This is a genomic window from Kitasatospora sp. NPDC001132, from assembly GCF_053598415.1.
In genome coordinates this window covers 78117-98445 of record NZ_JBSFKF010000005.1, presented here as the reverse complement: position 1 = coordinate 98445, position 20329 = coordinate 78117, and the positions used below count along the sequence as shown (strand labels likewise).

The window sequence follows — 20329 nt, the reverse complement described above, 5'->3', positions numbered from 1 at the left end:
GGGCCTGAGCTGGCGTCAGGGCCCGCGTCGCCGGTCGGCGGCGCGGGCCCTGCGCGTTGCCGGGCGCCCTTCGGAGAGGGAGGAATAGGGCAACTCAGGCATATCAGTCGACGGCGTTGACACCCGGGTTGGCCAGCTGGTGGGGTTGCCGGAGATGTGGTCGTGGCCTGGCGAGGAGGCTCCTGTGCAAGCCCGAGTGTCCGTTGCGGCCGGGCGGCGGCTGCGGTCGCAGTTGGAGCAGAGTCCCGCGTTGCGGGACGTCGTGCAGCACCCCGCGGCGGTGGCGGCGCGGCGGGCCACGGCGCGGACGTGCCGTCAGCTGGCGCCGCGTACGGCGGACCGGCTGATCGCCGACCTCAAGGGGACGGAGCCGCTGCTGGCGTCCGTGCGGGAGGAGCGGGCCGAGCGCGCCGCCGGGCGGCCGGGGCGGCGGACGATGCAGATCTCGGCCGGGGTCGCGGCCGCGGCGGTGGTCGGCGGGCTGCTGGCCGGCTCGGTGCCGTCGACGGCGTACGCGGCGCCCGCCGCGGCTTCGGCGCCGGACGTGGTGAGCGCCGCGCCGCAGACGCCGCTGGGCAGCGTGACCGACCCGAAGGTGTTCCCGAAGCCGCAGCAGCAGACGGTGGCGGGCCGACCCGTCGCGGTGCCGGCGGCCGTGACGCTGGTGACCGCTCCCAAGGTGGACCAGGGCGCGGTGCGGGCCGTCCACGAGGTGCTGGAGGTCGCCGGGGCGACCGAGGTGACGCCGCAGCCGGACGGCGGCACGCCGGCCGCCGGCGCGCTGGTGGTGTACGTCGGCGGGCCCGCCGAGGGCGCCGGCGGCGAGACCGGCCGGGTGCTGCGGCAGTTGGCGGTCGCGGCGGGCGGCAAGGAGGACGCCGCGCCCTCGACCGCGGGGATGCCGGCCGGCGGGTACGTGCTGTCGGCCGGTCAGCTGCCCGCCCAGGGCGGCGGGACGTACGGCGCCGTGGTGCTGTCCGGCGTGGACGCCACCGGCACCTTCTACGCCGCGCAGAGCCTGCGTCAACTGCTCGCCGCGGTACCGGCCGGGCAGGGGCAGGCGCCGGGTGCGGCCGGGCTCGGGCTGCCCGGGATCACGCTGCGGGACTGGCCGACCGGCGCGCCGGTGCGGGGCACCGCCGAGGCCTTCTACGGCACCCCCTGGACCGCCCGGCAGCGGCTGGAGCAGGTCGACTTCCTGGGCCGCTCCAAGCAGAACTTCTACCTCTACGCGCCCGGTGACGACCCGTACCGGCTCTCCCGCTGGCGCAACGCCTACCCCGCGGCCCAGGCCGAGGAACTGCGCGAGCTGGGCTTCCGGGCGCGGCAGAACCACGTCACGCTCGGCTACGCGATCGACCCGGGGCAGTCCCTCTGCTTCAGCTCCGGCAAGGACGTGGACGCGCTGGTGAACAAGCTCGACGGGCTGCGGGGGCTCGGCTTCACCGCCTTCCAGCTGCAGTTCCTGGACGTCAGCTACGACGAGTGGCACTGCGGCGACGACCGCGACGAGTACGGCACCGGGCCCGCCGCGGCCGCCAGGGCCCAGGCCGAGCTGGTGAAGAAGGTGCAGGACCGGCTGGTGGCGCGGAACCCGGGCCTGGCGCCGCTGTCCGTCGTCCCCACCGAGTACCACCAGCAGGGCTCCACCCCGTACCGCAAGGCACTGGCGGCGGCACTGCCGGAGGGCGTCCAGGTGGCGTGGAGCGGGGCCGGGGTGATCCCGGAGAAGATCACCGGCGCCCAGGCCTCGGACACCGCCGGGCTGTACGGGCACCCGCTGCTCACCATGGACAACTACCCGGTCAACGACGCCACCCCGGACCGGCTCTTCCTCGGCGCCTACGCCGGGCGCGACCCGGAGGTGGCCACCCGCTCGGCGGCGCTGCTGACCGGCGCGATGCAGCAGCCGGTGGCGTCCCGGATCGCCCTCTCGACGGCCGGCGACTTCGCCTGGAACCCGGCCGGGTACAAGCCGGAGGAGTCCTGGCAGGCCGCCGTGCGCTCGCTGGCCGGGCCGACCGGCGCCGCCCCGACGCCCGCCGGGACGGCGCTGTCGGCGGTCACCGCGCTGGCCGGGAACAGCACTTCGTCCCCGCTGTCCAAGCAGGAGTCCGGCTATCTGACGCCGCTGCTGGACCGCTTCTGGGCGGCCGCCGAGCCCACCTCGGGCGCCACCCCCGACGTCGCCCGCCTGGTCGAGGCCGCCGCCCCGCTGCGGGAGGCCTTCGCCACCATGGCCACCGCCCAGCAGACCCTGGCCGGCACCCCGGCCACCGCCCAGCTGGCCGGCGAGGCCGCGCCCTGGCTGGGCCCGCTGCGCGACTACGGGCTGGCCGGGCAGGCCGCCCTGGACATGCTGCTGGCGCAGCGCGGCGGCGACGGGACCGCGGCCTGGAAGGCCCGGGTCGAGCTCAACCGGCTGCGCGAGCAGCTGGACCGGGCCCCGGCCACCGTCGGCACCGGGGTGCTCGGCCCGTTCCTGGACCGCGCCGTGCGCGCCGCCGACAACTGGGCGGGCGTGGGCGGCGGCGCGCTCACCCCGACCACCACCATGGGCACCGCGCAGGACCACCTGCCCGCGCTGATGACCGACGGCGTGGCCGACACCTTCTACTGGAGCTCCGCTCCCCCGCAGCCCGGCGACGCGGTCGGCCTGGACCTCGGCGCGGGCCGCCCGGTCAGCGGCGTGACCGTACTGATGGGCGGCTGGGGCAACGGCCCGGACGCCCGCACCGCCGAGGACGACTACATCCGCGACGGCGTGCTGGAGTACACGACCGGCGAGGGCGGCTGGAAGCAGCTCGCCGCGGTCAGGAACCAGAAGACGGTCAGCGCCCAGCTCCCGCCGGGCACCGTGGTACGGGCGGTGCGGCTGCGGGCCACCGCCGCGCAGAAGACCGCCGTCGCGGTGCGCGAGTTCACCGTCACCTCCCCGGACGAGTCCCCGGCCAGCGTCAGCGGCGGTCCCGACGCGGCGCCCGGCTCCTCCGCCGCCGCCGTGCTGGACGGCAACCCGGACACCGCGTACCGGGCCGCCAAGGCGCCGACGGCGCTGGACGAGCCGCTCGTCGTCGAGCTCGGCGCGGCCCGTCCGCTGGACCGGCTCACCGTGCTGACCGACCCGGCCGTGCACGCCACCGCCACCCTCGCGGTGCGCCGGGCCGACGGCACCTGGGCCGACCTCGGCACCGTGCAGCCCGGCTACAACGAGCTGTCGGCCGGCGGGCTGGCCGCCGACGCGTTCCGGCTGACCTGGCGGCCCGGCGGCGACCCGCCGGTGGTCAACCAGGTGATCCCGTGGTACGCGGACGCCCCGGCGGCCCGGCTCAGCCTCGCCGACCCGGCCCTGGACGTGGTCACCGGTGCCACGGCCCCGATGACGACCCGGGCCACCGTCGAGGCCGGCCGCCCCGAGGGCACCACCGGCGAGCTGCGCACCGAGGTGCCGGCCGCCGCCAAGGGCCTGACCGTGACCCCGGCCGGCCCGGTGAGCGTGCCGCGCGGCGGCCGGGTCGGCGTGCCGCTGCTGGTGAGCGCCGCCGCGGACACGCCGTCCGGGACGTACCAGGTGCCGGTGCAGTTCGTGGCCGGCGGCACCACCGTCCGGCAGGTCCTCCAGGTCCACGTGGTGCCGCCCACCGGCGGTCCTGACCTGGCGCCCGGCGCCAAGGCCACCTCCTCGGGCGACGAGACGGCGGCCTTCCCGGCCTCGGCGGTCAACGACGGCGATCCGAAGACCCGCTGGTCCTCGCCGGCCAAGGACGACGCCTGGGTGCGGCTGGAGCTGCCGCAGCCGACCAGGCTGGGCGCGGCGGTGCTGCACTGGCAGGCCGCGTACGCCGCCTCGTACCGGATCCAGGTCTCGACGGACGGGAACACCTGGACGAACGCGGCGACGGTGGACAACGGCAGGGGCGGCGACGAGACGGTCCGCTTCGACGCGCCCGGGGTCCGGTACGTCCGGGTGCAGGGCGTGGCGCGGGCGACCAAGTACGGCTACTCGCTGTTCGGCATCGAGCTGTACGCCGTGACCCCGCCGGCCGCGCCGCAGCCCCCGGCCGGCGGCCAGCCCGCCCAGCCCGGCGGCGTGCCGGGCGCCCCCGCGGCGCCTCCCGCGACGGCGCAGAAGCCGTAGCCGCGGCCCGCAGCCGTGGCCCCGTGGCCTGCAAGCCCGCAGCCCGCAGCTCGTGGCCATGGCCGTGGCCGGGCAGGGAGCCGGGCCGGGGCCCGGAGAACGCGGCGGGCCGCCGGCTCCCCTGTGCAGGGGGCTCGGCGGCCCATGAGGCGCGTACCGACGGTGTGACGGGCGGGCCCTTGTGGAGCTGCGGTCAGGCGGAGAGCGGTTCGGGCTGCTCGCCGCGGCGGACGGGGGCTGGGTGGGCGGGGTGCGCCCGGCCGAGCGGGACGGGGTGGACCGGCTGCTCGGTATGGTCGTGGTGCTCGTACTCGCCCCACTGCGGGGCGCGCAGCTGGTCGCCGCCGCCGTACGGCTCCAGGTAGGGCCGCCACCGCGGGTCCTTGATCCCGGTGCCGATGATGCGCCAGGCCAGGCCGCTGGGCGGCGCGGGTGGTCGCTTCATCCGCCAGCCGAGCTCGGTGAGGTGGCGGTCGGCCTTGGTGTGGTTGCAGCGGCGGCAGGCCGCCACCACGTTGTCCCACCGGTGCTGGCCACCGCGGCTGCGCGGGATGACGTGGTCGACGCTGGTGGCGGCGGCCCCGCAGTAGACGCAGCGGCCGTGGTCGCGGGCGAACAGCGCCCGGCGGGTGAGCGGGACGGGCCCGCAGAACGGGACCCGGACGAAGCGGGTCAGTCGGACGACGGACGGCGCCGGAAGGGCGCTGGTGGCGCTGTGCAGAGTGACTCCCGAGTCCTCCAGGCTGACCGCCTTGTGGTTGAGGACCAGGATGAGTGCGCGGCGCATCGATACGACGCCGAGTGGCTCGTAGGACGCGTTGAGGACCAGGACATGCGGCACGGATGCCTCCTTGGACGCCTGCGGCGCGTGGCTCGCGCCGGGACGAGCGGTTGGACCGCGCCACGCGTGCGCGATCTCCCCCAGTGTCGCCTTACGCCTTTGTACGGCGCCACCACTCCTGTGTAACGGACCTGACTTGAACTCCGGGTGTGGTCTCTGTCATAGCCGGTATGCCCGGGGGAAGGTCGGGTTGCACCCGGGTGGCGGTGCGGTGCGCCCCGGTGACCCTGCCGGGTGGCCCTCCGGGGGCACGGTTCGGCCGTCCGGAGCAGTGCCCCGACTGCCCCGGGCGGCCCAGTGGTGCTGGTGCGCGGGGAGCGTACGGGGGCGTTGACGGGGCGTTCGGAACGCTCCGTACGCCCTCGGGCACGCTCGTGGGAGGTTCCCGGCGCGTCAGGGCGGGCAGACGGTGGCGGATAGGCTAACGCTCTCGGTCCGCGGGCCGCTCGTCGGCGGTGCGGGCCGGACACGCACCCCCGTCAGGAAGGCCCGCACGTGTTCAGCTCCGGTGCAACCGGTCCGTCCGACGCGTCCTCGACGCTCTCCACCCCGACGCCGGCCCCAAGCCCCACCGCGCAGCTGCCCGAGCTCGACCTGCGGATACCGACCAGCGCGCAGGAGGTCTCGGACACCACCCGGCAGGCCGCCAGCTGGTTCGACACCCACTGGCAGGGCTGGCTCGCCGCGGGGCTGCGGATCGTCTTCATCATCATGCTGGCCCTGGTGCTGCGGGCCGTGGTGCGCAAGCTCATCACCCAGCTGATCGGGCGGATGGCGCGCTCCTCGGAGAACCAGGAGGAGAGCCGGCTGGGCGGGCTGCTGGCCAACACCGGGGTGGTGAACACGGAGCGGCGCCAGCAGCGCTCGGAGGCGATCGGCTCGGTGCTGCGCAGCGTGGCCTCCTTCACCATCCTGGGCACGGCGGCGCTGATGGTGCTCTCCGCGCTGGGGGTGAACCTGGCGCCGCTGCTGGCGAGCGCCGGTGTGGCCGGTGTGGCGATCGGTTTCGGCGCCCGCAACCTGGTCACCGACTTCCTCTCCGGGGTCTTCATGATCATGGAGGACCAGTACGGCGTCGGCGACGAGATCGACACCGGGGTGGCCACCGGCACCGTGCTGGAGGTCGGCCTGCGGGTGACCAAGCTGCGCGGCGCCAACGGCGAGATCTGGTACATCCGCAACGGCGAGGTGAAGCGGATCGCCAACATGAGCCAGGGCTGGGCGACCGCCTCGGTGGACGTGCAGGTCGGGTACAAGGAGGACCTGGTCCGGGTCGAGGACCTGATCCTGGCGACGGCCGAGGGGATGGCCAAGGAGGCCCCGTACGACGAGCTGATCTGGGCGCCGGTGTCGATCCTGGGCGTGGAGTCGGTCGCCTCCGACTCGGTGGTGGTGCGGATCGAGGCCCGGACCGCCCCGGGCAAGGCGGCGGCCGTCTCCCGGGCGCTGCGCCAGCGGCTGAAGGTGGCGTTCGACCAGGCCGGGATCAAGGTCAAGGAGGAGGTCCCGGCAGCGGCGGCCGGGGCGACCGGCGTGGTGATCGCCCCCTCGCCGGTGCCGGCCGCCGAGCAGACCGCGCCGTCCGCGCTGGCCGACCCGGGCTCGCCGCGCTACCGGGCGACCGAGCCGATCCCGGCGGCGAAGGGGGCTGACGACCCCTCGAAGCCGTAGCGGTCGCACGCCAACGGACCCGGACGCGAGGCCCCGCTCCCACCCGAGCACGGTGGGGGCGGGGCCTCGTGCGGTCCGGTAACGCTTCGGCATCCTCCGCTCCGCCGACCATTGACACCCCGCTGACACGGCCCTTACGGTCCTTCCCAAGCGACTGGAAAGTTTCCTAACAGTTCTTCACGTCTCTTCCAGGCCCCTCCCCGCCCCTCCCCGCCCTTCCCCGACCGTTCTCCCGACCAGCCGAACGAGGAGGATTCAGGCATGACCAAGAGCACCGCCAAGGCCCCCCTCGCCGGCACCCCCAGCCTGCTGCGCGCCATCAACGACCGCGCCGCCCTCGAACTGCTGCTGGAGAACGGGCCGCTGTCGCGCACCCAGATCGGCGCCCTCACCGGGCTGTCCAAGCCCACCGCCTCGCAGCTGCTGGCCCGGCTGGAGGCGGCCGGGCTGGTCCTTCCGGTGGGCACCACGGCGGGCGGCCCCGGGCCCAACGCCCGGCTGTACCAGGTGAATCCGGCCGCCGGGTACGTCGCCGGACTGGACGTCACCAACAGTGAGATCCGGGTGGCGGTCGCCGACATCACCGGCACCACGCTGGCCGAGCACGCGGTGCCGACCAAGGGGATCCCGGCGGCCGGGACCGTCCCGGCGGTCGCCGCCGCCGTCGCCGAGGCCGTGCGGGCCGCGGGGATTCCCGAGGGCTCGCTGCGCACCGCGGCGATCGGGGTCGGCGGCGCCCCCGATCCGGTCACCGGCAAGCTGCGCTACGCCTCCCACCTGCCGGGCTGGCACTCGCCGCGGCTGGTCGAGGAGCTGACCGGGGCGATCGGCGCGCCGGTGTCGATCGAGAACGACGTGAACCTGGCCGCCGTCGCCGAGCAGTCCTCGGGCGCCGCGGCCGGCTTCGAGGACTTCGTCCTGCTCTGGGCCGGGGCGGGGGTCGGCGCGGCGATCGTGATCGCCGGGCGGCTGCACCGCGGCTTCACCGGCGGCGCCGGGGAGGTCGGCTACATGCCGCTGCCCGACTCGCCGGTCGAGTGGGACGCCCGCCGCCGCAAGTTCGGCGGGTTCCAGGCCCTGGTCGGCGCACCGGCCGTGCGGGCCCTGGCCCGTGAGCACGGGCTCGGCGCGGCCACCGCGCAGGAGTCCGTCGCCAGGGCGCTGGCCACCCCCGGCGCCGGCGACGCCTTCCTCGCCGAGCTGGCCGGGCGGCTCGCCGTCGGGCTGGCGGTGATCGTCGCCGTCGTCGACCCCCAGCTGGTGGTCCTCTCCGGCGTGGTGCCGAGCGCGGGCGGCGAGCGGCTGCGCGCGCTGGTCGAGGACGAGCTGGCCCGGATCTCCATCGCCCGGCCGGAGGTCCGCAGCAGCAGCCTGCCCGGGTCCCCGGTGCTGCTCGGCGCCCTGCAACGTGCCCTGGCCGACGCCCGCGAGGCGGTCTTCTCCACCCACTGACGCACCCACCGACGCACCCCACTGACGCTCCCCCTGTCACCTCGCCACCTGCACCCACCTCTCCCCAACCCCCGAACGCGGGACCCGAGGCAACGAGGCCTGCCCGCGCACCACCAGGAGGATCCCGAAGTGCACGCCACCACGTCCCGCAGAGGCCGTCGCACCATCGCCGCCGTCGCCGGCAGCGCCGTCCTGGCCCTGCTCGCCTCCGCCTGCACCGGTTCCAGCGACGCGGGCGGCAACGACGACTCGGCCAGCGGCAAGGACGTCACCATCACCTTCTGGCACGGCTGGAGCCAGGAGAACGAGGTCAAGGCGATCAACGACAACATCGCCGCGTTCGAGAAGACCCACCCGAACATCCACGTCAAGGCGGTGGACAGCCTCGCGGACGACAAGGTCAACCAGGCCCTGCGGGCGGGCGGCGCGGACGCGCCGGACGTGGTGTCCTCCTTCACCACCAACAACGTCGGCATGTTCTGCTCGACCAAGGCCTTCACGGACCTCAAGCCGCTGCTCCAGAAGAGCGGCATAGACCCGGCCAAGACCTTCCCGGCGACGATGCTCGACTACACCCAGTTCCAGGGCAACCAGTGCTCGCTGCCGCTGCTCGGCGACGCCTACGGCCTGTACTACAACAAGAAGGCCTTCGCCGCCGCCGGCATCGCCCACCCGCCGAAGACCTTCAGCGAGTTCGCCGCCGACGCCGCCCTGCTGACCACCCCCGACGGCGACTCGTACAAGCAGTTGGGCTTCATGCCGCTGTACCACGGCTACGAGTCCACCACCGAGCACTACCTCGGCCAGTACGGCGCGAGCTACTTCGGCCCCGACGGCAAGTCGAACATCGCCACCGACCCGAAGGTCGCCGCGATGCTCACGTGGCAGAAGGGCATGGTCGACCAGCTCGGCGGCTACGCCAAGCTGGAGAAGTACCGCGCCACCTTCGGCGAGGAGTTCAGCGCCAAGAACCCCTTCAACACCGGCCAGGTCGCGATGATCCTGGACGGCGAGTGGCGCACCGCCTCGCTCGCCAAGGACAAGCCCGACTTCGAGTGGGCCACCGCTCCCTTCCCCGTCCCGGACGACCAGGCCGACACCTACGGCCGCGGCTACCAGACCGGCACCATCGTCGGCATCGCCAGCACCAGCAAGAAGCAGACCGCCGCCTGGGAGTTCGTCAAGTACCTGACCACGGACACCGACGCGGTGGTGAACTTCGCCAACGCGATCCACAACGTGCCGAGCACCTTCGCCGCGCTCGACTCGCCGAAGCTGGTCAGCGACGCGAACTTCAAGACCTTCCTGGACGTCGCCAAGAACACCCACTCCAGCACCACCCCGCCGGCCGTCAACGGCGGCTCCTACATCACCACCCTGCAGAACCTCGGTTACGACTACGAGTCCGGCAAGCAGGGCGACCTCGCCGCGGGCCTGGCCGCCACGGCCAAGCAGATCGACACCGACATCGCCCAGGCCAAGTAAGGGCCGGGAACGGTCCACGGAGCTCCCATGTCACTCGCGTTCGGCACCCGCAAGGGCAACGGCGACCAGGCCGACGCGGGACCGACCGGCCCGGCGGCGCCCTCCACGCAGCACCTGCTGCGTCGCAAGCGCCGCCGGGCGGCGGCCCGCACCCTCGCCTTCCTCTCCCCCTGGCTGATCGGGTTCAGCGTCTTCTTCGTCTACCCGCTGGTCTCCACCGTCTACTTCTCCTTCACCTCGTACAACGGCTTCGGCACCCCGACCTTCAGCGGCCTGAAGAACTGGGACTACGTCTTCAACCACCTGCCGACCTTCTGGCAGGGCCTGCGCAACACCCTGTGGCTGGTCGTCGTGATGGTGAGCCTGCGGGTCGCCTTCGGCCTGGGCATCGGGATGCTCATCACCAAGGTGAAGACCGGCGCCGGCTTCTTCCGCACCGCGTTCTACCTGCCGTACCTGGCCCCGCCGGTGGCCGCGACCGTCGCCTTCGCCTTCCTGTTCAACCCCGGCACCGGCCCGGTCAACCACCTGCTGGGCGAGCTCGGCCTGCCGCAGCCCGGCTGGTTCGCCTCCGAGGACTGGTCCAAGCCCGCGCTCACCCTGCTCGCCATGTGGGGCGTCGGCGACCTGATGGTCATCTTCATGGCCTCGTTGCTGGACGTGCCCCGGGAGCAGTACGAGGCGGCCGAGCTGGACGGCGCCGGCCCCTTCCAGCGGTTCCGGTACGTCACCCTGCCGAACATCTCGCCGATCATCATGTTCGCTGTGGTCACCGGGGTGATCCAGACCATGCAGTACTACACCCAGGCGATCGTCGCCGGGAAGGTCGCCAGCGGCATCGCGGGGGGCTCCGGCCAGCAGTTCGAGCCCGGCTACCCCGGCGGCTCCACCTGGACCCTGCCGCAGATGGTCTACAAGCTCGGCTTCCAGACCTACAACTACGGCGCGGCCTGCGTCGTCGCCGTGGTGCTGTTCGCCATCTCGATGGCCGTCACCTCGATCCTGCTCCGCCGCCGCTCCGGCTTCATGGCGAGCGACGACTAGCGGCCCGGGAGGACCCGATCATGACCCTTGGCACCACACTCACCAAGGGGCCGGCCACGGCCGTCCCCCACCGGTCCGGCGGCCCCGCCGCCCGGGCCGCCCGTCGCCGCGCGTTCCTCAACTGGGTGGCCGTGCACACGGTGGCGATCGCCGCCGCGCTGTTCTTCCTGCTGCCCTTCGTGTTCGTCTTCCTCACCTCGGTGATGTCGGACGGGCAGGCGCTCACCACCGACTACTGGCCGACCGACTGGAACTGGGGCAACTACGGCAAGGTCTGGGACACGCCCGGCTTCCTCACCTGGTGGCGCAACACCCTGCTGTACGCCGGTCTCGGCACCCTGCTGACCGTGGTCTCCAGCCTCCCGGTGGCCTACGCCCTCGCCAAGTTCCGCTTCCGCGGCCGCAACCTGGCGCTGATGGCGGTCATCGCGATGATGATGCTGCCCCCGCAGGTCACCGTCATCCCGATGTTCCTGTTCTGGTCCAAGCAGATGGGCATGGACGGCTCGCTGTGGCCGCTGATCATCCCGATGGCCTTCGGCGACGCGTTCTCCATCTTCCTGCTGCGCCAGTTCCTGATGACCATCCCCAAGGAGTACCTCGAGGCCGCCCGGGTGGACGGCTGCGGTGACCTGCGCACCCTGCTGCGGGTGGTCCTGCCGATGGCCAAGCCGGCCATCGCGGCGGTCGCGCTGTTCCAGTTCTTCTACTGCTGGAACGACTACTTCGGCCCGCAGATCTACGCCAGCAACAACCACCAGGCCTGGACCCTCAGTTACGGACTGGAGTCCTTCAAGGCCGCGCACCACACCAACTGGAACCTCACCATGGCCGCCACCCTGCTGGTGATGGCGCCGGTGATCGTCCTCTTCTTCTTCGCTCAGAAGGCCTTCATCGAAGGCGTGACACTGACAGGGGTCAAGGGCTGATGTCCGCACTGAAGTTGGCAATCGTCGGCGGGGGTTCGACGTACACCCCGGAGCTGATCGACGGCTTCGCCCGGCTGCGCGACTCCCTGCCGATCGGGGAGCTGGTGCTGATCGACCCGGCCGCCGAGCGCCTGGAGCTGATCGGCGGCCTCGCCCGGCGGATCTTCGCGAAGCAGGGGCACTCCGCCGCCGTCACCGTCACCACGGACCTGGCCGCGGGCGTCGCCGGCGCCGACGCCGTACTGCTCCAGCTGCGCGTCGGCGGGCAGGCGGCGCGCAACCAGGACGAGACCTGGCCGCTGGAGTGCGGCTGCGTCGGGCAGGAGACCACCGGCGCCGGCGGGCTCGCCAAGGCGCTGCGCACCGTCCCGGTGGTGCTGGACATCGCCGAGCAGGTGCGCCGGACCAACCCTGACGCCTGGATCGTGGACTTCACCAACCCGGTCGGCATCGTCACCCGCGCCCTGCAGACCGCCGGCCACAAGGCCGTCGGTCTGTGCAACGTCGCGATCGGCTTCCAGCGCAAGTTCGCCGGGCACCTTGGTGTGGACCCTGAGCTGGTCCGGCTCGACCACGTCGGGCTCAACCACCTGACCTGGGAGCGCGGGGTGACCCTGCTGGACGCCCCCGGCGCCGCGGGCGGGCGCGAGGTGCTCCCCGAGCTGCTGGCCTCGCACGGCAAGGAGATCGCCGAGGACCTCCACCTGCCGCAGGCCGTGATCGAGCGCCTCGGCGTGGTGCCGTCCTACTACCTGCGGTACTTCTACCAGCACGACGCGGTGGTGGCGGAGCTGAAGGAGCAGGGCTCGCGGGCCGCGCAGGTGGCCGAGATCGAGCGGCAGCTGCTGGAGCTGTACGCCGACCCGGCCCTCGACACCAAGCCCGAGCTGCTCGGCAAGCGCGGCGGCGCCTTCTACTCGGAGGCCGCCGTCCAGCTGATCGCCGCGCTGCTCGGCACCGGCGGCGGGACCTCCGTGCAGGTGGTGAACACCCGCAACGACGGCGTGCTGCCCTTCCTTCCGGACGACGCCGTGATCGAGGTCCCGGCGGAGGTGGACGCGCGGGGCGTGCGCCCGCTGCCGCAGCGGCCCGTCGAGCCGCTGTACGCCGGCCTGATCGCCGCCGTCACCTCGTACGAGCACCTCGCCCTGGACGCCGCCCTGCGCGGCGGCCGCGACCGGGTCTTCGACGCCCTGCTCGCCCACCCGCTGGTCGGCCAGATCGAACTCGCCGACCAGCTCACGGACCGGCTGCTCGCCCACAACCGCGAGCACCTCGCCTGGGCCTGACCTGCGCCCGCCGGCTGCCCGCCCGCCGGCCCGAGAAGGCCGCGGGCGGGCGCCGCGAGGAGACCGTCCACCCCCGGCCGGGGACCCTTCGGCCGGGCTCCCCGGCCGCGACCACGGTCGGGCACCCGGCCGACGACCACGGCCCGGGCCACGTACGAGCCGCGGGGACCTGATGACCCACCTGCCCGAACCACTCCTGCCCGGCGTCCTCGCCATCGACGCGGGGAACTCCAAGACCGACGTCGCCCTGATCGGCGCGGACGGCAGCGTCCTCGGCACCGCCCGCGGCGGCGGCTTCGCGCCGCAGAAGATCGGCGGCGCCGCGGCGGTCGCCGGCCTCGCCCCGCTGGTCGAGCAGGCCGCCGCCGCGGCCGGCCACCCGGCCTGGAGCGGCGTGCTCACCAGCCACGTCAGCGCCTGCCTGGCCAACGCCGACCTGCCGGTCGAGGAGGAGGCCCTGCGCGCGGCGCTGGAGTCCCACCCCTGGGGGGCCAGCAACACCGTCGCCAACGACACCTTCGGACTGCTGCGGGCCGGCACCGACGGCCCGCTCGGAGTCGCGGTGGTCTGCGGCGCCGGGATCAACTGCGTCGGCCTGCTGCCGGACGGCCGCACCGCCCGCTTCCCCGCCCTCGGCGAGCTCACCGGCGACTGGGGCGGCGGCTCCGGGCTCGCCGTCGCCAGCATGTGGCACGCCGTCCGCGCGGAGGACGGCCGCGGCGGCCCGACCGGGCTCGCCCGGGCCATCGCCGAGCACTTCGGCCTGCCCAGCGCCGGCGCCGTCGCCGAGGCCGTCCACCTCGGGCACCTGCCGAACGCCCGGCTGCACGAGATCGCCCGGGTGCTGTTCGCCGTCGCGGGCGAGGGCGACGAGGTGGCGCTGAAGCTGATCGACCGCCAGGCTGACGAGATCGTCCGGCTCGCGGTGGTGGCGCTCCGGCGCCTGCAGCTGCTGGACACCCCGGCCCCGGTGGTGCTGGGCGGCGGCGTGCTCGCCTCCAGGCAGCCGCTGCTGCTGGACAACCTGACCGCCCGGCTCGCCGAGGCCGCGCCGCTGGCCGAGCCGCGGGTCGTCGTCGCCCCGCCGGTGCTGGGCGCGGCGCTGCTCGGCCTCGACCACCTGGCGGCGGGCGCCGAGGCGCAGGCCCGGGTGCGGGAGGCGTACGAGGCGGGTCGGCCGGTCGCGGCCTGACACCCGCTCAACGGCCTCCCTCCTCCGCCGGATCCGCACATCCGACGGAGGAGGGAACCGCGGTCCCTGCCCCGGGCGTGTCAGGTGATTACCGACCACCGCCACCGCCCGGGGAGACTGGTGCCATGGCCACGCCCCGCATGCTCCTCGCCGCCGCCCTGCTGGTCTGCGGCACCGCCGCCGCCCTCACCGGCTGCACGCCCGCCGACTCCGGTTCCACGGTGGCCGCCGCCTCCGCCGCCGCGCAGGCCGACGAGGGCGCGGACGACCTGCTGGACGAGGACGACGGGTTCCTCTTCGAGGAGGACGACGAGGAGGCCTACTCGCCCGCAGCCGGCCCGGTCGGGGGCGCCTCCTCCGCCTCCGCCGCCTCCTCCGCTTCTCCCGACGGGGCCTCCGGTGGGGCCTCAGCCTCCTCCGCCGTGGCCGAGTGCGCAGTGCCCACCGAACGCCCCGGCCACCAGGTCCTGCTCGTCGTCGCCGCCGGCCCGGCCGAACTCACCGCCGGCCCGGCCCGCTTCAGCTGCGCCTCCGCCCGCTACGAGCCCGCCGGCAGCCCCGTCCACTACGGCTTCGCGGCGGCGGGCGTGACCGCGACCCTCGTCGACGGCCCGCACGACGACCCGCACGACGACCCGCACGACGGCCGGCACGACGCCCCGGCCGCGGCCGTCCCCCTCGACGAGCTGATCGCCCACCTCGACGACTGCCTCGCCGAGCGCGAGCCGGCCGAACCGTACGGCTGCCACGGCAACGCCTACGACGTGGTGCTGGACTCCCACGGCCGGATCATGCGGATCGGCGAGGTCGGGGGCCCCTCGGACGCGCCCTGACGGCGCTCCGCCGGCCCATACGGTGTAGAGCCGCCTCTCAACTGTTGGTATTCCGCTGTGCTACGCGCATCGACCGGGCGGCAGCTGGGGGCTTTTGACGTTCGATACGTTCCCGAGGGCCTTCCTTGGGGCTGGTCTTACCTTCTCCGTCGTTGACCCGGTTTCGGCGGCGGTGCTTTGCTTCCGGCCGTCGGCAGTGACCGGCCTCCGATCCCCACACCACTGACGGTCCTTGGCGGACCGTCGGCTCGCCGGCCCTGCCGCCGTCGCTCCTCCTCCCACGTCGTCCCCCCACAGTGCCGCCGCGCCGCACCCGGGCGCGGCCGGCACCAGAGAGGAACCCTCACGATGGGCATCTCCCCCACCTCCCGCCGGATGCGGCTGCGGGCCCTGACCGGGCTCAGCGCCCTCGCGCTGGCCGCCGCCGGCTTCGCCGCCGCCCCGGCCGCCCAGGCCGCCCAGGACGACCGCCCGGCCGGCGAGTTCGCCGGGCAGCCGTACCCCTACCGGCACGGCGCGCACCCGACCAAGGAGGCCGGCAACGCGGCCAAGCCGGCGGCCGCCAACCTCCGCTACGGCGGCGGCGTGGACGGCATCGGCGTCACCACCGGCGCGCCGAAGGTCTACCTGATCTTCTGGGGCTCCCAGTGGGGCACCCAGGGCACCAACTCCGCCGGCTACACCACGCTGTCGGGCGACCCGAAGGGCGAGGCCGTCCGGGCGCAGCAGCTGTTCAAGGGCCTCGGCACCAACAGCGAGACCTGGTCCGGCGTCATGACCCAGTACTGCGAGGGCGTCGCCGCGGGCGCGACCAGCTGCCCGACCGGCTCCACCCACGTCGGCTACCCGACCGGCGGCGCGCTGGCCGGCGTCTGGGTCGACGAGTCCGCCGCCGCGCCGAGCCAGGCCAGCGGCTTCCAGCTGGCCTCCGAGGCCGTGAAGGCCGCCGGGCACTTCGGCAACACCACCCCCGCCTCCAACCGCAACGCGCAGTACGTGGTGCTGTCGCCGACCGGCACCCACCCGGACGGCTTCAACACCCCGAACGGCGGCTTCTGCGCCTGGCACGACTACAACGGCGACACCACCCTGTCCGGCGGCGCCGCCCCCTCCCCGTACGGTGACGTGGCGTTCACCAACGACCCGTACGTGACCGACATGGGCACCTCCTGCGGCCAGAACTACGTCAACAGCGGCAGCGCGGGCGCCCTGGACGGCGTGACCATCGTGTACGGCCACGAGTACTCGGAGACCATCACCGACCAGAACCCGGCGGGCGGCTGGACCGACTCGACCGGCTACGAGAACGCCGACAAGTGCTCCTGGAACGGCGTCGGCGGGACGGGCGGCGCGCAGAACGTGACGTTCGCGACCGGCTCCTTCGCCATGCAGGGGACCTGGTCGAACGGCGTCAGCGGGTGCCAGGTCTCGCACGCGATCGTGCACTGACGGCGCTGAGATCCTGAGATCCTGAGATCCTGAGAGCCGGAGCGCCGGAGCGCCGGAGCGCCGGGGTGGGCCGTACGGGCCCGCCCCGGCGCTTCCCCTCACGGGGGCTTCCCCTCACGGGGGCTTCCCCTCACGGGGCTTCCCGTCACGGGGCGACCAGGCCGAACTCGTAGGCCTGGATGACCAGACGGACCCGGTCGCGGGCGCCGAGCTTGGTGAACAGCCGGGCGACGTGGGCCTTGGCGGTGGCCACGCTGATGGTGAGCTCCGCGGCGATCTCGGCGTTGGACAGGCCCCGGCCGACCAGGGTGAGCACCTCGCGCTCGCGCTCGGTGACGGCCTCGGCGACGGGCCTGCGGGGCCGGGCCGGGCCCTGCGGGCGGGCGGCGAACTCGCCGATCAGCCGGCGGGTGATGCCGGGGGCCAGCAGGGCGTCCCCGGCGGCGACCACCCGGATGCCGTCCAGGATGGTCTCCAGGGAGAGGTCCTTGACCAGGAAGCCGCTCGCCCCGGCGCGCAGCGCGCCGTACACGTAGTCGTCGTCGTCGAAGGTGGTGAGGACGAGGACGTGGGTGGGCAGGTCCGGGTCGGCGGTGATCCGGCGGGTGGCCTCGATGCCGTCCGTACCCGGCATCCGGATGTCCATGACGGCGACGTCGGGGCGCAGCCGGGCCACCAGGTCGACGGCCTCGGCGCCGTCGCCGGCCTCGCCGACCACCTCCAGGTCGGGGGCGTCGGCGATCAGCACCCGCAGGCCGGTGCGGATGAGCGGCTGGTCGTCGGCCAGGACGACGCGGATCACGGCGCCACCTCCAGGGCGGTCTCGGCGGGCGTCCCGCCAGGGGTGTCGGCGGGGGTCCCGCCGCGGGTCTCGGGCGTCCCGTCAGGGGTGTCGGGCGTCCGGCCGGGGGTGTCGGCGGGGACGTGCTCGGGGAGCGGCAGTCGGGCGGCGACCAGGAAGCCGCCCCCGGAGCGCGGGCCGGCGCTGAACTCGCCGTGCAGCAGGGCGACCCGCTCGCGCATGCCGGCCAGGCCGTAGCCGCTGCCGGGCGCCGTGGCGGGCACCCCGGCGCCCTGGTCGACGACGGTGACGGCGAGTTCCCGGGATCCGTACTCGACGGTGACGTGGCAGTCGCGGGTGCCGGCGTGCTTGACCACGTTGGTGACCGCCTCCTGGACGATCCGGTAGGCGGCCAGGTCCACCTCGGGCGGCAGGATACGGGCCGCGCCGCGCCGGGTGAGCGCCACCCGCACCCCGGCGCCCGCCGCCCTCGCCACCAGCCGGTCCAACTCACCCAGCCCGGGCGCGACTTCGAGTGGGGCGGACTCCCCCTCGCCCTCCCGCAGCGCGCCGAGCATCCGGCGCAGCCCGGCCAGGGTCTCCCGGCTGGTGGCCTCGATCGCGGTGAGCGCGTTGCGGGTCTCGGCGGGCTGGGTGTCCATGACCCGGCTTCCCATGCCGGCCTGGATCGCGATGATGCCGATGTTGTGGGCCACCATGTCGTGCAACTCGCGGGCGATCCGCAGCCGTTCGGCGGTGATGGCCTGCTCGGCGGCCCGGCCGCGCAGCGCCTCGGTGTGGGCGCGGCCCTGGTGCACGGTGTTGCCGACCAGCCAGGCGATCAGCACGGTCGCGGCGAAGCCCGCGTAGGCGAGCGGGTTGACGGGGTAGTCCTCGACGGCGCCCCAGGCCAGCAGTCCGGCGAGGGTGGCGAGCGGCAGGGCCAGGGCGCTCAGCGAGACCCGCCGGGAGCGGGTGGCCGCGCAGTAGCCGACCACCGAGTCGGCGATCAGGAACTGGAGCGGCCCGGTCTCCGGGACGCCCCACATCCCGAGCGCGAAGACGGCACCCGCGAGCGCCACCGCGATGGCCAGCAGCGGCAGCCGGACCAGCAGCGCCGCGACCAGGGTGGTGACCACCGCGGTGACCACCAGCGGCATGTCCTCGGGGTTGCCGTGGTAGTCGAACAGGTGGCGCAGCTCGTCCTCACGCGTGAAGAACCGGAACACCACCAGGGACGTCCACAGCGCGCCCACCCACACGCCCGCGGGCAGGCGTCTGAGCAGCGGCGGACGGTGTTCGGTGATCATGACGCGATGGTAGCGGCGGGCCGGGAGACGGCACATCGGCCCGGGGGCGTAATCCCCGGGGCCGGTGCGGTGGCCCGCGGTTGTGTCCCACGGCCCGATGTCCGGGGCGGGGCGCGGGCGGCAGCGTTGTCTCCGTGATCGAGATCGAGCGACTGACCAAGCGGTACGGCGCCACCACGGCCGTCGACCGGCTGACCTTCACCGTGCGACCGGGCACGGTGACCGGCTTCCTCGGCCCCAACGGCGCCGGCAAGTCCACCACCCTGCGGATGATCCTGGGTCTCAACACCCCCACCGCGGGCACCGTCACCGTGGCCGGGGTGCCCTTCGCCGGCCGGCCGCGCGGCCTGCGGCACGTCGGCGCCCTGCTGGACGCGGGCGACGTGCACGGCGGACGCAGCGCCCGGGCGCACCTGTCGGCGCTGGCCAGGAGCAACCGCATCCCGCTCGGGCGGGTGGACGAGGTGCTGGCCGAGGTCGGCCTCGGCAACGCCGCCGGGCGGCGGATCGGCGGCTACTCGCTGGGCATGAAGCAGCGCCTGGGCATCGCCGGCGCGCTACTCGGCGACCCGCCGGTACTGCTGTTCGACGAGCCGCTGAACGGGCTGGACCCGGAGGGCGTGCTCTGGGTGCGCGGGCTGTTCCGGCGGCTCGCGGACGAGGGGCGCACGGTGTTCGTCTCCAGCCACATGATGGCGGAGATGGAACACACCGCGGACCGGCTGGTGGTGATCGGACGGGGCCGGCTGATCGCGGACGAGAGCCTCGCCGAGTTCTCGGCCCGCAACGCGGTCTCCTCGGTGACCGTACGAGCGCCCGAACTCTTCGCGCTGGCCGAGGCCTTGCGTGCCGAGGGGGCGGAGGTCGCCCTGACGGACGGGCAGTTCGGGATCGTCACCGGGATGCCGGCCGCGAGGATCGGCGAACTCGCACTGCGGCACGGTGTGGTGCTGCACGAGCTGGCCGAGCGGACGTCGTCGCTGGAGTCGGCGTTCATGTCCCTGACCGCCGACAGTGTCGAGTACCTGGCTGGAGACGCCCGATGACCACCGTGACTCCCGGCTTCACCGTGACCGCCGGCTTCACAACCGAACCGGCACCGCGCTTCCTCGACCTGCTCGCCGCCGAGTGGATCAAACTGCGCTCGCTGCGCTCCACCTACTGGGTGCTGGTGCTGGCCTCACTGGTGGCGATCGTGATCAACGTGAACGCCGTCCACGCCGACCTGACCTACATCGACCGTCCGCCCGCGCCGATGCCCGGCAAACCTCCGTACACCTATGACCCGCTGTTCCACGGCCTCGGCAGCGCCGCGAGCGACCTGATGGCGATCGCGGCCGGCAGCCTCGGGGCGATCACGGTGTTCGGCGAGTACACCACCGGACTGATCCGCACCACCTTCGCCGCCGTGCCGGACCGGCGCGGCGTGATCGCGGCCAAGGTGCTGCTGATCGGCGGGATCACCGCGCTCGCCGGGACCGTGGTGTCGACGGTCTCCTTCTTCACCATCAACGCGATGCTGGCCTCCCGGCACGTCGGCCTCTCCATCACCGACGCGGGCTGCCTGCGGGCCGTGCTCGGCTACGCGGCGATCGTGCCGGTCTGCGCGCTGATCGGGATGGCGCTGGGCGCGCTGCTGCGGCACGCCACCGCCTCGATCGTGTCGCTGGTGATGCTGATGTTCATCCTGCCGATGATGTTCGGCGGGGACCGCTACCGCTGGCTGAAGGAGATCGGCACCCACCTGCCGATGGCCACCGTGCAGCGGCTCAGCATCAACCCCAACTCCACGACCACGATGGGAAAGTACGCGCCGAGCGTGCTGGACTCGTGGATCACCATGGGGCTGTGGGGCGTGGCCGCGGTGGCGGTGACGGTCGTCGTGGTGCGGCGCCGGGACGTGTGAGGCCCCGCG

Annotated in this window: 14 protein-coding genes and 1 pseudogene; 12 read left to right on the top strand and 3 right to left on the bottom strand. The window is 73.9% G+C overall.

Annotated elements, in window-relative coordinates:
- Positions 1 to 184 precede the first annotated feature (184 nt).
- Positions 185 to 4138, top strand: coding sequence for a beta-N-acetylglucosaminidase domain-containing protein (locus ACWDBE_RS09005; protein ID WP_449807592.1), 3954 nt, complete (start codon positions 185 to 187; stop codon positions 4136 to 4138).
- Between the two features lie 337 nt (positions 4139 to 4475).
- Here the strand turns inward: ACWDBE_RS09005 and ACWDBE_RS09000 are convergent.
- Positions 4476 to 4979, bottom strand: a pseudogene (locus tag ACWDBE_RS09000) (HNH endonuclease); the annotation flags it as partial.
- Between the two features lie 495 nt (positions 4980 to 5474).
- Between ACWDBE_RS09000 and ACWDBE_RS08995 the strand changes: the two are divergent.
- From ACWDBE_RS08995 to ACWDBE_RS08955, 9 genes are all read left to right on the top strand, one after another.
- On the top strand, positions 5475 to 6650 hold the full coding sequence (locus ACWDBE_RS08995; RefSeq protein ID WP_449789295.1) for a mechanosensitive ion channel family protein: 1176 nt from the start codon (positions 5475 to 5477) through the stop codon (positions 6648 to 6650).
- A gap of 261 nt (positions 6651 to 6911) precedes the next feature.
- Positions 6912 to 8102, top strand: a complete 1191-nt coding sequence (locus ACWDBE_RS08990; protein ID WP_449807591.1) for an ROK family transcriptional regulator — start codon at positions 6912 to 6914, stop codon at positions 8100 to 8102.
- A gap of 129 nt (positions 8103 to 8231) precedes the next feature.
- Complete coding sequence (locus tag ACWDBE_RS08985; protein ID WP_449807590.1) at positions 8232 to 9587, top strand: ABC transporter substrate-binding protein; 1356 nt, start codon at positions 8232 to 8234, stop codon at positions 9585 to 9587.
- A gap of 27 nt (positions 9588 to 9614) precedes the next feature.
- Positions 9615 to 10631, top strand: coding sequence for a carbohydrate ABC transporter permease (locus ACWDBE_RS08980; RefSeq protein WP_449789292.1), 1017 nt, complete (start codon positions 9615 to 9617; stop codon positions 10629 to 10631).
- Between the two features lie 20 nt (positions 10632 to 10651).
- The gene (locus tag ACWDBE_RS08975) at positions 10652 to 11560 is read left to right on the top strand and encodes a carbohydrate ABC transporter permease (protein WP_449789291.1); all 909 of its coding nucleotides are present in this window, start codon (positions 10652 to 10654) and stop codon (positions 11558 to 11560) included.
- 8 nt (positions 11561 to 11568) lie between these two features.
- Complete coding sequence (locus ACWDBE_RS08970) at positions 11569 to 12849, top strand: 6-phospho-beta-glucosidase (protein ID WP_449807673.1); 1281 nt, start codon at positions 11569 to 11571, stop codon at positions 12847 to 12849.
- Positions 12850 to 13021: 172 nt separating this feature from the next.
- Positions 13022 to 14041 carry an N-acetylglucosamine kinase gene (locus ACWDBE_RS08965; RefSeq protein ID WP_449789290.1) on the top strand — a complete coding sequence of 340 codons (1020 nt, stop codon included), beginning with the start codon at positions 13022 to 13024 and terminating at the stop codon, positions 14039 to 14041.
- Between the two features lie 125 nt (positions 14042 to 14166).
- Positions 14167 to 14874 carry a hypothetical protein gene (locus tag ACWDBE_RS08960; RefSeq protein WP_449789289.1) on the top strand — a complete coding sequence of 236 codons (708 nt, stop codon included), beginning with the start codon at positions 14167 to 14169 and terminating at the stop codon, positions 14872 to 14874.
- A 348-nt stretch (positions 14875 to 15222) separates the two neighbouring features.
- Positions 15223 to 16323, top strand: coding sequence for a hypothetical protein (locus ACWDBE_RS08955; protein WP_449807589.1), 1101 nt, complete (start codon positions 15223 to 15225; stop codon positions 16321 to 16323).
- A 145-nt stretch (positions 16324 to 16468) separates the two neighbouring features.
- On the opposite strand, the gene ACWDBE_RS08950 is transcribed toward ACWDBE_RS08955, so the two are convergent.
- The gene (locus tag ACWDBE_RS08950; RefSeq protein ID WP_449807588.1) at positions 16469 to 17125 is read right to left on the bottom strand and encodes a response regulator; all 657 of its coding nucleotides are present in this window, start codon (positions 17123 to 17125) and stop codon (positions 16469 to 16471) included.
- Positions 17122 to 18414: a sensor histidine kinase gene (locus ACWDBE_RS08945; RefSeq protein ID WP_449807587.1), complete on the bottom strand. Its 1293-nt coding sequence runs from the start codon at positions 18412 to 18414 to the stop codon at positions 17122 to 17124. Before ACWDBE_RS08945 ends, ACWDBE_RS08950 begins: the two co-directional genes overlap by 4 nt.
- A 134-nt stretch (positions 18415 to 18548) precedes the next feature.
- Between ACWDBE_RS08945 and ACWDBE_RS08940 the strand changes: the two genes are divergently transcribed.
- Positions 18549 to 19460 carry an ABC transporter ATP-binding protein gene (locus tag ACWDBE_RS08940; RefSeq protein ID WP_449807586.1) on the top strand — a complete coding sequence of 304 codons (912 nt, stop codon included), beginning with the start codon at positions 18549 to 18551 and terminating at the stop codon, positions 19458 to 19460.
- Positions 19457 to 20320, top strand: coding sequence for an ABC transporter permease (locus tag ACWDBE_RS08935; protein WP_449789284.1), 864 nt, complete (start codon positions 19457 to 19459; stop codon positions 20318 to 20320). The genes ACWDBE_RS08940 and ACWDBE_RS08935 overlap by 4 nt, the downstream gene beginning before the upstream one ends.
- The last annotated feature ends 9 nt before the right edge of the window (positions 20321 to 20329 follow it).

Excerpts from the sequence above, each read along its gene's own strand:
- ACWDBE_RS08980 (WP_449789292.1), top strand. The coding sequence starts at position 9,615 with ATGTCACTCGCGTTCGGCACCCGCAAGGGCAACGGCGACCAGGCCGAC.
- ACWDBE_RS08945 (WP_449807587.1), bottom strand. The coding sequence starts at position 18,414 with ATGATCACCGAACACCGTCCGCCGCTGCTCAGACGCCTGCCCGCGGGC.
- ACWDBE_RS08955 (WP_449807589.1), top strand. The coding sequence starts at position 15,223 with ATGGGCATCTCCCCCACCTCCCGCCGGATGCGGCTGCGGGCCCTGACC.
- ACWDBE_RS08935 (WP_449789284.1), top strand. The coding sequence starts at position 19,457 with ATGACCACCGTGACTCCCGGCTTCACCGTGACCGCCGGCTTCACAACC.
- ACWDBE_RS08960 (WP_449789289.1), top strand. The coding sequence starts at position 14,167 with ATGGCCACGCCCCGCATGCTCCTCGCCGCCGCCCTGCTGGTCTGCGGC.
- ACWDBE_RS08965 (WP_449789290.1), top strand. The coding sequence starts at position 13,022 with ATGACCCACCTGCCCGAACCACTCCTGCCCGGCGTCCTCGCCATCGAC.
- ACWDBE_RS08990 (WP_449807591.1), top strand. The coding sequence starts at position 6,912 with ATGACCAAGAGCACCGCCAAGGCCCCCCTCGCCGGCACCCCCAGCCTG.
- ACWDBE_RS08975 (WP_449789291.1), top strand. The coding sequence starts at position 10,652 with ATGACCCTTGGCACCACACTCACCAAGGGGCCGGCCACGGCCGTCCCC.